Source organism: Mesorhizobium sp. WSM4842 (assembly GCF_055901575.1).
In genome coordinates, this window is sequence record NZ_CM148372.1 from 506,835 (window position 1) to 521,495 (window position 14,661).

Sequence of the window (14,661 nt, forward strand, 5' to 3'; positions counted from 1 at the left end):
GCACCAAATGTGGTGGTGGTCGCGCCCTTCTTCAAGCAGCCGTTGTGTCACGCTCCCGTGAGTCGGGCAAGGGCGTCGTCCATCGCCGCCGGCGGCAGCTCGATCAAGCGTGGTGCTTCAGTGAACAGCAGCGCCGCCGAGACCTCATGCCCTGGATAAAGCGGCTGCAGGAGCGCGCGATAGAGAGCGAGCTGCAGGACATAGGCCGGTGGAACGTCCGACGGGGTTGCAGGCTCCGGCCGGTTGGTCTTGTAGTCGACGATCGACACCTTGCCTGATGTGACCGCCAGCCGGTCGATCTTGCCGGAGATCGAGCGCAGCTTGCCCTTGACCTTCAGGCTGCCCATGACCGCGACTTCAGCGCGTGAATTCGGCGCAAACAGCTGATCGAAACGGCTGTCGGCAAGGATCGCTGCCACCGAGGCCAAGGCCTTGTCGCGCTCGGTTTCAGGCCATTGCGCCCCGGCGCGCCTGAGATAGCGCTCAGCGGCATCGCGGCGTTCGGCCTCCGCAATGCCGGGCAGCATCTGCAACAATTTGTGCAGCGCCAGCCCCCGGATCACGGCAAAGCCAGGCTCCGCCTCGGTGTCCAGCACCGGCGAGCCGGTGTCGATTACCGCTTCCCTGGCCTCGTCGATCAATGCCGAGGCACCGGACGGCGACAGCGGCCGCGGCAGATCCTCGAACGGCGGCAAGGGCTGGAACAGGGTCTTCGGCAACGGCTCGAACTGTAGCGCCTGCCGCGCCTCTTCGGCGGCCGCCAGTGCGACGGGCGGCAATTTTGTCACGTGAAAGCGATGCACGGTCTCGCCGGTGGCGGGGTGCTGCCGCTCGATGCTTTCGCGGGCGCCGACCAGCGCGCGGCTGACGATCGAATGCCAGGTGCCGGCGTTCGGTGCCCGCTTGCCGTGATAGCCGCAGACGATCAGCCGGTCCTCGGCGCGGGTCATGCCGACATAGAGCAGCCGGCGGTATTCGTCGTCGGCCAGCTCGCGAGCGCGGACCGAAGCGGCCCGCGAAAATCCATTGGCGACATCGCTGGCCGAGCGCCAGAGATAGCCCTTGCCGTCCCAATGGTCGCCCGAGCCATCGAACGGCATCAGTCTCGGCAGATGCTGGTCGCTAAACGGTGCCGAGCCACCATCGACCAGGAACACGACAGGCGCCTCCAGGCCCTTGGCGGCATGCACGGTCATGACGCGAACCTCGTCGCGGGTCTGGTCCATTTCACGCTTGATCTCGGGGCCGGCATTTTCCAGCGTCGACAGGAAGGATTCCAGTCCCGGCAGGCCGGTCCGTTCCTCGGCCAGGCAGAAGCTCAGGAACTCATCGAGGATGTCGCCGGCTTCCGGCCCGAGCCGCGCGATCATCTTCTTGCGCAGGCCGTCGCGGGCGAGAGCCCCGGCATAGAATTCGAACACCGGCTTGAATGCGGCCTCATCAGACCATGTGTCGAGTTGGGCAACGATTGCGGCCAAGGCGGCGCTTTCGCCGGCTTGCTGCCTGAGCGAAGCGATCACTGAGAGGCCGGACGGCCGCTCGCCGGCGAGCGCGAAAAGCATCTCTTCCGAAATATCGAAAATCGGGCTGCGCAGCACGGCGGCAAGCGACAGATCGTCCTCAGGCTGGACAAGAAAGTGGCCGAGCGCGATCAGGTCCTTTACCGCGATATGGCCGGGCAGGCTGAGCCGGTCGGCGCCTGCGACCGGTATGTCGCGGCGCTTCAGTGCGCGCGTCAGCGCATGGACGAAACGATCGCGCTTGCGCACCAGCACCAGCACATCGCCGGGCCGAAGCTTCTTGCCGCGGCCTTCGATGATCTCGCCGGCGCCGATCCAGCCGGCAATGGTCGCCGCGACGTTTTCGGCGACACGCACCGCCGGCGCATGGGCGTGGTCGACGGCTTGTGTCCAGTCGTCGGGCTCGTCGACGACGTCGGCACCGATCGACGGCCAGACCTCGACATAGCCCGGCGCATCGGTGCGGATCGCCTTGTGGTTCAGCGGATCGGGATCGTGGCTGATGCCGCGCCGCACGACCGGGTCGGCAAAGACACGGTCCACCGCCGCAAGCACGTCGTCGGTCGAGCGGAAGGACCAGGTCAGCTTGAGATCGGCGAAGGCGGCGTTGGCGTCGCGCACCCTTCCGGAAAACAGCAGCCTTGACTCGGCGAAGGAATCGGGCGCCGCTCCTTGAAAGGAATAGATCGACTGCTTTTCGTCGCCGACGGCAAAGACCGTGCGGTGAACCGCGTCGCGCGCGCCGAGCCCGGCAAAGAATTCCTCGGCCAGCCGCTTCACCACCTCCCATTGGTCGGGACTGGTGTCCTGCGCCTCGTCGAGCAGGATATGGTCGATGCCTTGGTCGAGCTTGTATTGAACCCATGGACCGGCATCGGGCCGCGCCAGGAGATTGACCGTTCGGGTGATGAGGTCGTTGAAGTCGAGAAAGCCGCGCGCGCGCTTCAAATGCTCGTAGCGGGCGATCAGCCAGTCGGCGATGGTCAGCGCGGCAAGTGTGCCCTCGACCATCCTGAACAAGGCCAGCCGATCGGAGATTTCGAGGATGGCATCGGCCGCCGCCTGATAGCGCTCGGCAAGATCCGGCAGCCGGTCGAGCAACGCTTTCTTGAACGTCTTTGCCGGCTCATAAGGCTCGCCATCCGCCCGCAGGAAGGCTTTTGCCAGCAATTGCAGCCGGCGAACCGGATCATTCTCGGCGAAGGCAAGATGGGCGTAGGGCAGCAAATTGTTCAGCACGATGCGGGCATCGGCGGCTTCGGCAGCGCGGGCAAAGGTGACGAAATAGTCCGGCAGGAAGCCCGGCAGCGGCCAGACGGACGCCGCCAGGCCTTCGGCGGTAATGCCGGCACGAAACCTAAACTCGTCGAAGAGCGCCCGGAAACCATCGCCGCCGGCCGCGCTGATGAAGGCGCGCAAGCCGTCGCGCTTGCGCACGATCTCGGCCAGCAACGCGTCGAGCCCATGTTCGCCGCCGCGCTCCAGAATGGTGGCGAATGCCTCGGCCAGTCCCGCATCGCCGGCGGCCGTGCCCGAGATCATGTCACGGCGGGCGGCGGCGAAGAGCGACGCCTCCATCTGCGGATCGAGCATTTCGAAATGGGCCGGTATGTTGGCCTCTAGCGGAAACTGGTGCAGCACCGATTCGCAGAAAGCGTGGACGGTCTGGATCTTCAGCCCGCCCGGTGTCTCCAGCGCCTCGGCGAACAGCCGGCGGGCGCGGCGCATGGTTTCGCGATCGGGTTGGCGGCCGTCCAGCGCCGCTATCTTTGTTGCCAGTTCGGCGTCGCCAAGCGCCGTCCATTCGGACAGCGTCGAAAACACCCGGTTCGACATATTGGCGGCGGCGGCGCGGGTGTAGGTCAGGCACAGGATCTTCGATGGATCGGTGCCGCGCAGCAAGAGCCTGATGACGCGCTGGGCCAGCACATGGGTCTTGCCCGATCCGGCATTGGCCGACACCCAGGCGGAATTTTTCGGGTCGGAGGCGCTTGCCTGGCTGGCGGCGGTGTCGGTCGGGATGGGATAGGCCTTCTTCATGCCTCCCCTCCTTCGTCGTCGGCGTCGCCGCCGGCGGACCATTCGAGCACGCGGGCGAGATGGTCGTAATCGCCGTCGGTCTCGCCCTCGCGGAACGGCAGCGCGCGTGACAAATAGCCGGTCGTCGGGTCGGCATAATGGATCAGCAGTTTTTCGAGCCGCGCCCAGGCCTCCTCGGCGAGATCGGCGGCGGTTCGCGGCTTGCGGTTGTATTCGAGGATGGATTCCTCGAATACCTCGCCGTTCGGCTTCAGCCTGATGAAGGCCAGCTGCGACGGCTCACGCGCGCCAAGCCCTTTGAAGGCGCCGCGCCTGAGCAGCGCGCCCTCGAGCGCCAATTGCGGCGAAAGCAGCGTATGGGCCTGCGCCTTGGACGGCGAGGAGCCGGTCTTGTAGTCCAGGATGTCAGCCATGCCGCCAGCCAGGAGATCGACGCGATCGGCATAGCCGGACAGCGTCACGCCGGACTGGCCGACGCCGGTTTTCTCGGCGCGCTCCTCGGCGTGGCGCCGTGTCACGGCGAAGGCGCGGCCGCGCTCCCATTTGATGATGCCGGCGGCGAGCTTTTCGAAGCGTGGCCACCACACCGCCTCGACATCGGGAGGAAGGGCCGCCTCGGCAAAGCATTGGCGGCCGGCGGCGATGAGGCCGTCCAGCGCCTCCGGCACAAGCGGATCGGCCACTATCCGCGAGAAAAGATGCAGGATGGCGTGAAACAGCGTGCCGCGCTCGGCGGCGCCCGGGTCGCGGATGACCGGATCGAGCGGCATCAGGCCAAGAATCCTCCTGGCATAGACTGCGTAAGGGTCGCGCCGCAGCGTCTCGATCTCGGTGACGGAGAAATGCTGAGGCCGCACAGCCAGCGGCGGCTTCGGCTGCGGTCGCGGCGCGAAGTCTCTTCTTTCGCCGGCATCGAGCGCACGGGCCCAGGACAGGAATTCATCACCACGCCGGCGAAGCACCGCCGCATGGTCCTTGCCGATGAAGGTCAGGAGGCGTTGCAGCCAGCGCGACGGCACCGCCGGCGCGTCGCCCGAGCGGGCGGAGCGCGCCAGCACCACTTTCTTCGCCCCCATCGCCATCTGGAAATCATGGGCGGCCAAGCCGATGCGCCGTTCGGGCGGTTCGAGATCGATGCCGGTCTTCATCAGCCGCGACATGAAGCGGTCGCTTTCCGGCTTGCGCGGCCACACGCCCTCGTTGAGCCCGCCAATGACCAGCGTGTCGACGTTCTGCAACCGGGCTTCCAGCGCACCCCAGATGGCGATGTTCCTGTCGGTGCCTTGTGCCGGCTTGACGGTTTCGGGCGCGATCAGCGCCTCCATCACGTCAGGCCATTCGTCCGCCGCGAAGGAGAACGACGCCGAGGCAGCGACCAGCCCGCGCAAGAGCTCGGTTAGCTTTTCGCCGGCATCGCCGGCATAGAGCTCGCTCAGGCTACCATCCGCGGTGCGGCCAAGACTTTCGAGCGCGACGACGTTGGCCCGGGTCAATTCGGCAAGATCTGTTTCGGCTTGACTGCGAAAGGCGATCAGCGGCGCCAGCGCGGCGGCAAGGCGGATGAGCAATTCGCGGGCGCCCTCGATGTTTCGCACAGTCAGGCGGGAGAACCAGAAAGGCGGGCGGGTGCCGTTGCCCACGCCGGTGAGACGGGCCTCGAAGAGCTCAGGCAGCAATGCGATGTCGGGGCGGCCGGTGCCGCCGCGCAGCGCCACCAGTTCGACGATCTCCGCCGCACGACGGACGCTTGCGCGTTCCAGGCCGAGGCCAAGCAGCGGGTGCTTGAGCAGCGACAGCAGGGCGACCGGGTCGCCAGGACGGAACACAGCCTGAAGCGCCAACCTGAGCAGGCTGGCGGCAGGCGTGTTGGCGAGCGGCGTGCCGCCCGAATCGTCGGCGACGACGCCAAAGCGCAAGAGCTCGACTGAGACGCGCCGCGCCAGGGCGCGGTCGCCGGTGACGAGTGCAGCGCGCTGGCCGGGGTGTTCGACGGCACGTTTGAGCGCGACGGCGATCGCTACGGCTTCGTCGCGTTCGCCGGCGGCTTCGAGAAGCGTCACGTCGACGAAGGCGTCAATGATGTCACCGGCGGCGAAACCGGCGCGCGTCTCGGCCCACAGCTCAGTGGTTTCGGCAGGCCGCAGCGCCTCGCCGACAAGGGCGGCGCGCAGCGTGAGCGGCCTTTTGGCAATGGCGATCTCCTCGACATCGCCGCGCAGCACGCCGATCTTGCCAATCAGTTTTGCCAGGCCGTATTGCGGATGGCCGAGCAAGGCCGGCCGCGCGCCGGGCGCCGCAATTGCCTGGAATGACGGCTCATCCAGCATCAGGTCGAGGCCGGGCAGCACGACCGCGCCGCTGGGCAGGCCGGCGATCACCGCGAGCAGTTCGGCGGTGGCGGGAATAGACCCGGTGGAGCCGGCGGCGATCACCGGTCCGGCCGGCGGATTGCGCTTCAGCCGTGCTGCTTCCAGCCTTATCAGCGCATTGCGATGCGCGGCCGGGTTGGAGCGATTGCGTTCCTCGAGGAGGTTGGGCCAGTTTTCGGTGACGATGCTCAGGAAATCGAGCGTCACTTGCCACCAGCCGGCGAGGTTGCCGGTCACCAGATCGGCGAGCTTGGTCCAGTCCGTACCTTCCGTCTCGATCTCGTCCATCAGCCGAGCCAGGTCGCGCGCCAGCCAGATGGCGTCGGCGGCGGAGGCCGGCACGACGATCTCTTCGTCGAAAAGTGCCGCGACATGCGCCGGCAGGCGGCGTTTCCAGGCGCGGACCAGCGGCGCCAGCAGCAGCAGGCGCTCGATCGCGGCGATCGGCGGTGCGAGCTCGATGGCGGCCGACGCGTCGGCCTCGAATGAAGCTTCGTCCTCGTCGAACTCGCCGAGCGGGCGGATGACCGGCAGAATCGCCGAGCGGCCGCCGAGACGGTCGACGAATACGCCGCGCAGCGCCCGTGCGGCTCGGCGCGTCGGCACGTAGATGGTGGCGTCGGCCAGCGCCAGCGGGTCGCCGTCGAAGCTGAAACCGGAAACGAGGCGCCCTGACAGCAGGGCCTCGGCCAGCGTCGGCAGAAACGGCGCTCCGGGCGGGATCGAGAAAACGCGGCGGGAGCCGCTCATTTCAACTCGGTGAGAGCGCTGGTCAACTCGGTAAGAGTGCCGGGCGACTCAGCAAGAGCGGTGGCAACGGCCGCTTCCGCAAGCGGAATGGCGTCGGGCGTGCCGACGGTGATCCAATGGCCGTGCATCACCATGCCGTACAGGCGGCCGGCTGCGATGGCCGCATCGAAATAGGCGTTGAGCGAGTGTGGGCCGGCCGGCGCATCCTTGAAAAGCCTGGGATGGACGATCGCCGCGCCGGCATAGATCAGGCCTGTCGGGTCACCTTTCGAACGCCGCAAGGCGCCGTCCGGCGCCATCAGGAAATCGGTGCCGCCGCTGTGTCCGGTTGCTGACTGGGGGTCCGCGAGCATCAGCAGAATATCCATTCTCGCCGCGTCCCATGCAAGGGCGAGGCGGGCAAGGTTGGGCACGCCGCTATCGATCCAGAAGGTGTCGGCATTGACGATGTAAAAGGGAGCCCCTCCCAGTTCCGGCAAAGCATGGACGATACCGCCGGCGGAATCGAGCAGTCTTTCGCTTTCGTCGGAAATGACGACGCGCGGCGCGCGGCGCGCGGCGACGTGGGCGACGATCTGCTCGGGAAAATAATGGACGTTGACCATGGCCTTGTCGACGCCGGCACGAGCCAGGCTGTCCAGGCTCCAGTCGAGCAACGTCTTGCCTGATATCTTGACCAGCGGCTTCGGCATTGTGTCGGTGATTGGCCGCATGCGCTTTCCGAGCCCGGCGGCAAGCACCATTGCGGTTTTGAGGCGTGTCGTCACAGCGACCGTTCCTCCAGTAGGCCGTGGGTGGTATAGAAATCCCGCAAGCTGGCCAGCCCGGGATGCGCCAGCGCCCGCCGGAGATAATCGCGAATGCGCGGCAGGTGTTTCAGATAATAGGGCTTGCCGTCGCGCTTTTCGAGCCGGACGAAAATGCCGAGAATCTTCGAATTGCGCTGCGCAGCCATGATCGCATAGGTCTCGACGAATTCGTCTTCGTTAAAGGCGCCAGCCTTATGGCGCGCGGCGATATAGGCGTCGAGCGTTCGCCGCTCGATCTCAGGCGAAAGCGTGACGCGCGCATCCATGGCCAGCGAGGCGAGATCGTAGGCGGACGGGCCGATCAGCGCGTCCTGGACATCGACGATGCCGAGGCGATCGTGACCGGTACGCTCGCCGCGCCAGATGATGTTGGGCGAATGAAAGTCGCGCAGCATGAGCGTGTATTCGCGCCCCTCCAACCGGTCGAGAACCGCATTCCATTCCTTTGTATAGCCGGCGCGCAATGCATCGCTTGCCGGGGCGCCTGATATCGCCGGCACATACCAGTCGAGCAGCAATTCGGCTTCGATCATCATGGCGTCGCGGTCGAAAGGCGGCACGTCGTGAAACACACCGGGCGCGGCCTCGATGCGATCGGGCCATGCCTTGCCGTGCATCATGGCAAGCAGTTCGGCAGCCGCCGCGTAGCGCTCCGCCGCCGGCTGACCGTGCTGGCCGAGAAATCCCTCCGAGCCAAGATGCTCCAGCAGAAGAAAGCCCTGGTCCAGATCCTGCGCGTGGATTTCCGGGGCGCTGACGCCACCGGCCCGCAATGCCCGATCGACGGCGACGAAGGCCGCGACCGATTGCGCGGTGCGGGCGATCACCGCATAGGGCTTGCCGTCGCGGACCGGCGGCCCGAGCACTAGCCGCGGCGAGTTCATCAGCACGCGCGGCGGCAGGCCGGCCAGCGAGACGATCTCATAGGAGCGGGCCGAGGCGTCGCCGATAAAATAGCGTCTTTGCGCTTCACCCCAGCCAGCTCTTTCGAGAAACTCGCGCATGGCCAGCGATCGTGCCGCTCGCTCGACGGCAGCGCCTTGTCCCGACAATCTCGCCAGGCGTCCGTCGTCCTGATGGACCAGTTCGATCAGAACCGAAGTCTTTGGCAAATAGGCCTCTGCCCGTTCCGGCCATTCGACCAGGGCAGCGCCTTGCGCCAGCGCCTCGTCGAAACCCAGTTCGTCCAGTTCGGACGCCGAGGACAGGCGATAGAGGTCGAAATGATGGACGGGAACACGCGCCTCATAGCTCTGGACGAGCGTGAAGGTCGGGCTCGGCACGTCGAGACCGGCATCGTCGGTCATTGCCCTGATCAGCGCCCGCGCCAAACTCGACTTGCCGGCGCCGAGATCGCCTTTGAGCGCCAGCACGTCGCCGGGGCGCAGCGACATGGCCAGATCCTCGCCCAGCCTTGCGGTCGCAGCCTCGTCGGCGAGAAAACGCTCCAGCACCACGCCTGTCATCGAGCGCGCTACTCGGCCGCCGCGCGGATGCCGGACGGCGTATCCGGAAAGGCACAAATGACGGTGGTGCCCTTGTAGTTGCCGGTCTCAATGCGGACGCTGCCGCCATGCAGCTCGACAAAGCTCTTGACGATCGACAGACCGAGGCCGGCGCCGCGCCGGCGGCCGCCATTGGTGCGCGGTTCGAAACGCCGGAACACCGAATCGAGCAGGTCGGGCGGCATGCCGGGACCATCGTCGTGAACGGAGAATTCCACGCCTTCGGCAAGCGAGCGACAGGCGAGCGTGATGGTGCTCGCCTCCGGAGCGTAGTTCGCGGCATTGCTCAGCAGATTGTAGAGGATCTGGCGGATGCGGATTTCATCGCCGTGGAACGTCTTTGGCGCGGTGGCCGCGTCGATCTTGAGCCTGATCGAATGCTCTTCCAGCCGGTCGGCAACAAGTTCGGCGGCGGCGGCGATGGTCCGGTCGACGTGAACTTCGGAGATGTCGAGCTCCATGATCCCGGCATCCACGGTTGCCAGGTCGAGGATGTCATTGACGATGGTGAGCAGGACCGCGGAAGACGAGCCGACATGCTCGACATATTCGCGCTGCTTCTGGCTCAATGGCCCGGTCGACGGCAGCGAAAGAAGCTCGGTGAAGCCAATGATGTTGGTCAGCGGCGAGCGCAATTCGTAGGAGACGTGCTGCACGAACTCGTTCTTGAGCTGGTCGGATTTTTCCAGCGCCTCGTTCTTGTCCTTCAGCGCACGCTCGACATTGACGCTGTCGGTGACGTCGACGAAGGTCATCATCACCTGCCCGTTTGGCAGCGGGATCATCGCGTAGCGCAGCACGGTGCCGTTGTTCAGCTCGGTCTGGCCGTGGCGGTCGCGGCGCTCGTCGTCGAAACCGGTGATGGCGGCAACGAACCCGCGCCAGGGGCTGTCGGCGGCGCGCCGGTCGCACAGATCGCGGATCGTGGAGACGTGAATGTTGGGCTTGGCGGCGTCAGCGTCCAGCCCCCAAAGTGCTGCGAATGCCGGGTTCGACAATCTGAGCCTGCCGTCCGGGCCGAACACGGCCACGCCTTCGGCAAGATTGTCGAGCGTCTCGCCCTGAACCCGCACCGCGGTCTGATAGCGGCTTTCAAGGTCCATCTTCTCGGTCAGGTTCTCGAATACCCAGGTCACGCCGCCCTTGGGTTGCGGATTGGCGACGACGCGGATGGTCTTGCCGTCCGGCAGATGCCACCAATGTTCCTGCGACTCGACCGCGCGATAGGCGCCAAGCAGGCTTTCCTTCCAGCGCCGCCATTCGGGTTGCTCGGCGATCTTGCCTTCGCTGCGCAGCCGATCGAGCAACAAGGCGTTGTCGGGAGCGCTGTGCAGGAAGCCGCTGTCGAGACCCCATAGTTTCTGGAACGCCTGGTTGAAAAACCGCAGCTTTTCGTCGGTATCGAAAATCGCCACGGCGGTGTTGAGCTGATCGAGCGTGTCGGCGTGGCTCCGCACGGTCCGCTCATATTCGTTACGGATGGTTTCGATGGCGCTGGTGTCGCAGGCAAGACCCGCCGAGCCGTCGGCGCCAGCGAAGTCGGTCACGGCGAACATGCGGCGGTCGCCTTCGATCACGGTGGAAAGCGCCTGCTCGAAGACGGGATGCGACTTGTGCTGCGCAGCGATTGCTTCGCGCGCCTGGCCACCCAGGAATTCCTTCGCGTCGCGAACTGCAGCTTCGGCGTTTTCCGCCTCGACCGCCTTGGCATAGGCGCGGTTGACCCATTTCAGCCGCCCGTTCGCCGTGCGCAGCCATGCTGGCATGCTGAGTGCGTTGAGAAGGCCGAGCATGGTGTCATAGTCGGCGGCGAGACGCTGGTTCTCGATTTTCAGCCTGGCCTCGCTTCGCTGCGTTTCTGAAAGCGAGACGAAGCGGACGACCACGTGTGCTGCGCTCTTGCGCCCGTGCACTTCGAGCGGCGCACCGGCCTGCGATTCGATGACGAGATCGAACGGCTTCGCCTTTTCCCGCAGCCCCGCCACGGCATTTTCGAGCGCCGCCGCCGAGCGCGGCATCAGCCAACGGCCGAAGGCGAGGAAGGCGGCACGGTCTTCCGGAGCGCCGCTTTCAACGGGCAATGTCCCGACGAGCTCGGGCTTTTTGTTTTCCGAGGCCCATACGACGACACGCTGGCCGCGCAGGTTGAGCAGCGCCTCGGAGCGCTGCAGCGCAGCGTTGACGTCGGCCAGGCGGGCTCTGAGTTCGACATTCTGCGCCGAGGTGCGCGCCCGTTCGCGGATCAGGAAAATGGCCGAGACAAGTGCGGCACCCATGACGCCGACAAACATCGCGAGTTGCATGACCTCGACCGTGCTGACCGACAGCCCGGCTTTGGACGCAGCAGCGGGTCCAGCATGTGCCGAAAGGCCAAGCAGCGGACCGACGAGCGCGGAAGAAGCAAGCAATTTTCCGACGCGGCTGCCAGCGCGCCATAAGAGGCTTCCGCCTCTGGCAGCGGAACCCATGGTCACCGAATCGTTGTGGCCGCCGGAAACGGCCTGTCCCGCGCAAGGCGGGTAATCCCCCGGCATGTCCTGGTCCTCTTCGCCGCCTGAATGCAAGACCGCCCTGATGCGGGTGTCGGCCCTCGTCCCCGGACCCGCGAATCAGCACCATAGCGCTTGCGCGAATCGGCGTGAAGAATCAATCAGCGCAAAAATAAAGCCGGGCGAAAAGTCAATCGCCCGGCATCAATATCTAGTGGTAATTTCCGCTGTGGTTAATAGCGGTAGTGTTCCGGCTTGAACGGTCCCTGCGGGGTCACGCCGATATAGGCGGCCTGTTCGCCGGATAGTTCGGTAAGCCGGGCGCCGAGCTTGTCGAGATGCAGGCGCGCGACCTTTTCATCGAGATGCTTCGGCAGCACATAGACCTGGTTCTGATACTGGCCGGGCTTGGTGTACAGCTCGATCTGGGCCAGCACCTGGTTGGTGAAGGACGCCGACATGACGAAGCTCGGGTGGCCGGTGGCGTTGCCGAGATTGAGCAGGCGACCTTCGGACAAAAGGATCATCCGCTTGCCGTCCGGGAAGGTGATCATGTCGACCTGCGGCTTGATGTTGGTCCACTTCAGGTTGCGCAGCGACGCCACCTGGATCTCGTTATCGAAGTGGCCGATATTGCCGACGATCACCATGTCCTTCATCGCCCGCATGTGGTCGATGGTGACGACATCCTTGTTGCCGGTGGTGGTGATGATAATGTCGGCGGTCGGGGCGGCATCTTCGAGCGTGACGACTTCGAAGCCGTCCATCGCCGCCTGCAATGCGCAGATCGGATCGACCTCGGTGACCTTGACGCGGGCGCCGGCGCCCTTGAGCGATGCCGAAGAGCCTTTGCCGACGTCGCCATAGCCACAGACGACCGCAACCTTGCCGGCCATCATCGTGTCGGTGCCGCGGCGAATGCCGTCGACCAGCGATTCCTTGCAGCCATATTTGTTGTCGAATTTCGACTTGGTCACGCTATCGTTGACGTTGATCGCCGGAAACGGCAGCAGGCCCTTCTTCTGCAACTGATAGAGCCGGTTGACGCCGGTGGTGGTCTCTTCGGTGACGCCGCGGATCGCTTCCTTCTGCTTGGTGAAGAAACCGGGCGATGCCGCCATCCGCTTCTTGATCTGGGCAAACAGGATTTCTTCCTCCTCGCTGCCCGGATTGGAGAGCACATCCTCGCCGGCTTCGGCACGCGCGCCGATCAGGATGTACATGGTGGCGTCGCCGCCATCGTCGAGGATCATGTTGGAGGTGCCGCCATCGGCCCACTGGAAGATCTTGTCGGTGTAGACCCAGTAGTCCTCGAGCGTCTCGCCCTTGACGGCGAAGACCGGAATGCCGGCCTCGGCGATGGCCGCGGCCGCATGGTCCTGGGTCGAGAAGATGTTGCAGGAGGCCCACCGGATATCGGCGCCGAGCGCCTTCAGCGTTTCGATCAGCACCGCCGTCTGGATGGTCATGTGCAGCGAACCGGTGATGCGCGCGCCCTTGAGCGGCTGCGCCTTGCCGAATTCTTCGCGGCAGGCCATCAGGCCCGGCATTTCGGTCTCAGCGATGTCGATCTCCTTGCGGCCCCAGCCGGCAAGCGAGATGTCGGCGACCACACAGTCATTGCTACCCGTCATGGCAGTGCTCCGATGTGAATTGTCTTCGGGATGCGCCCGCGCCGGAAGGCGTGTCGAAGGGCGCGAGTTGCCGGCCTGACTAGCAGATCGTCGGTCGGACGACAATGGGATATAAAGAAATCTTTATCCGTACATGTCTTCGGAGGCGCACCGGCGCGAAACCGGAATCGATTTTCGGAAGCACCATGCCCAAAGGACGCGCGGTGCTCTGGGCGTCAGGACTCCTCGCCGAAGCGGGAGGCGACCAGTTGCTCCAGTGCGTCGATCACCTGCTCGGCCTCCGGGCCGCTGGCGGTGACGCGGATCGAAAAGCCGGGGCTCGCCGCCAGCATCATGAGGCCCATGATCGAGGTGCCGCCAACCGTGACGCCGTCCTTCTCGACCTGGACGGAGGCGTCGAAGCCGCTGGCGACCTGAACGAACTTCGCCGAGGCGCGGGCATGCAGGCCACGCTGGTTGACGATTGGAAATTCCCGGACGATGTCACCCTTCTTGGCCGACAGCGCGTTCATTTGCTGCTCAGCAGCTGGCTGGCGACATTGATGTATTTGCGGCCGGCCGCCTGCGCCTCGTCCAGCGCTACGCTCATATTGTCGCCCTTGCGAATGCTGGACAGCTTGATCAGCATCGGCAGGTTCATGCCGGCAATGACTTCGGTACGACCGGATTCCATCACCGAAATGGCGAGATTGGAGGGCGTGCCGCCGAACATATCGGTCAAAACGATGACGCCTGCCCCGGTGTCGACACGGGCAACGGCATCGACGATGTCGCTGCGGCGCTGCTCCATATCGTCATCAGCGCCGATCGCCACGGTCTCGAAACTGTCTTGTGGCCCGACGACATGTTCCACGGCATGGCGGAATTCGGCGGCCAGTTGACCGTGCGTTACAAGCACGAGTCCGATCATTCTTTGGTGGCTCCCGTCATCGCCGCTTCATAGGCGTTTCATGCTCGCCGGCCATGCAGGCGGCGGGAGCGCTATCTTGTCGACGCGAGGCGCGTTGACAAGCCCAAAATTGCACCGGCGCAGGCCATTTTGACGCATTGCAGCAAAAATTTGAAATTGGATTATACGAAAGGCGCAATTAGCAGCCGCGCCATCACGGCCGGCAAGGCCGCCGGAACATTGCGTTCGGCAAGATCAATGCGCGGCACCGGACAGCCCGCAATGGGCTCGCTGACATCTTCCTGGAAGCGGGCCACCTCGCTTGCTGGCACCAGCCGGACGCGAAGGTCGATCACGCCGCCGGGCTCGAACAACAATGGCCGCGGGCCGAATCCAGGCACCTCGGCGAGGCCGGCGATGGGGCTGGGCACCCGGCAGACCAGCCGCCCCGCGTGATCGGCGGCGAGGAGCCTGTCGTCACCGATCAGCCGCGAAAACAATCCATGCCGGCGACAATGATCGATGAGGGCGAGAGCCAGCGTCGTCTTGCCCGAGCCGGACGGTCCCGTGATAAGGACACCACGCTCGCCGATCAGGATCGCCGTGCCGTGAATGTTCTCAGCCTGCACAGTCGGATCAGGCATGATCTTGTCCGA

The 14,661-nt window shown here is 65.1% G+C and carries 9 protein-coding genes; all 9 read right to left on the reverse strand.

What is annotated here, in order from left to right; translation table 11 throughout:
- Nucleotides 1-47: 47 nt before the first annotated feature.
- The 9 genes from addA to AC0NIE_RS02365 all read right to left on the reverse strand — a co-directional run bounded on the left by addA (nt 48) and on the right by AC0NIE_RS02365 (nt 14,649).
- Entirely contained in the window at nt 48-3,560 is a 3,513-nt protein-coding gene (addA, locus tag AC0NIE_RS02325; protein ID WP_473484445.1) for a double-strand break repair helicase AddA, read from the reverse strand.
- Nucleotides 3,557-6,679, reverse strand: a complete 3,123-nt coding sequence (gene addB / locus AC0NIE_RS02330; RefSeq protein WP_473484447.1) for a double-strand break repair protein AddB — start codon at nt 6,677-6,679, stop codon at nt 3,557-3,559. Before addB ends, addA begins: the two co-directional genes overlap by 4 nt.
- Nucleotides 6,676-7,422 (reverse strand): nucleotidyltransferase family protein, encoded by a 747-nt coding sequence (locus AC0NIE_RS02335; protein ID WP_473484557.1) that lies wholly within the window; start codon nt 7,420-7,422, stop codon nt 6,676-6,678. The genes addB and AC0NIE_RS02335 overlap by 4 nt, the downstream gene beginning before the upstream one ends.
- Before the next feature lie 20 nt (nt 7,423-7,442).
- Nucleotides 7,443-8,954, reverse strand: coding sequence for a tRNA (adenosine(37)-N6)-threonylcarbamoyltransferase complex ATPase subunit type 1 TsaE (tsaE, locus tag AC0NIE_RS02340; protein WP_473484449.1), 1,512 nt, complete (start codon nt 8,952-8,954; stop codon nt 7,443-7,445).
- 8 nt (nt 8,955-8,962) lie between these two features.
- Entirely contained in the window at nt 8,963-11,527 is a 2,565-nt protein-coding gene (locus AC0NIE_RS02345; protein WP_473484451.1) for a sensor histidine kinase, read from the reverse strand.
- Between the two features lie 188 nt (nt 11,528-11,715).
- Nucleotides 11,716-13,116, reverse strand: coding sequence for an adenosylhomocysteinase (gene ahcY / locus AC0NIE_RS02350; RefSeq protein WP_473484453.1), 1,401 nt, complete (start codon nt 13,114-13,116; stop codon nt 11,716-11,718).
- A gap of 215 nt (nt 13,117-13,331) precedes the next feature.
- Entirely contained in the window at nt 13,332-13,628 is a 297-nt protein-coding gene (locus tag AC0NIE_RS02355) for an HPr family phosphocarrier protein (RefSeq protein ID WP_123146245.1), read from the reverse strand.
- Nucleotides 13,625-14,026 carry a PTS sugar transporter subunit IIA gene (locus AC0NIE_RS02360; RefSeq protein WP_473484455.1) on the reverse strand — a complete coding sequence of 134 codons (402 nt, stop codon included), beginning with the start codon at nt 14,024-14,026 and terminating at the stop codon, nt 13,625-13,627. The genes AC0NIE_RS02355 and AC0NIE_RS02360 overlap by 4 nt, the downstream gene beginning before the upstream one ends.
- 161 nt (nt 14,027-14,187) lie before the next feature.
- Nucleotides 14,188-14,649 (reverse strand): HPr kinase/phosphorylase, encoded by a 462-nt coding sequence (locus AC0NIE_RS02365; RefSeq protein WP_473484457.1) that lies wholly within the window; start codon nt 14,647-14,649, stop codon nt 14,188-14,190.
- Nucleotides 14,650-14,661 lie beyond the last annotated feature (12 nt).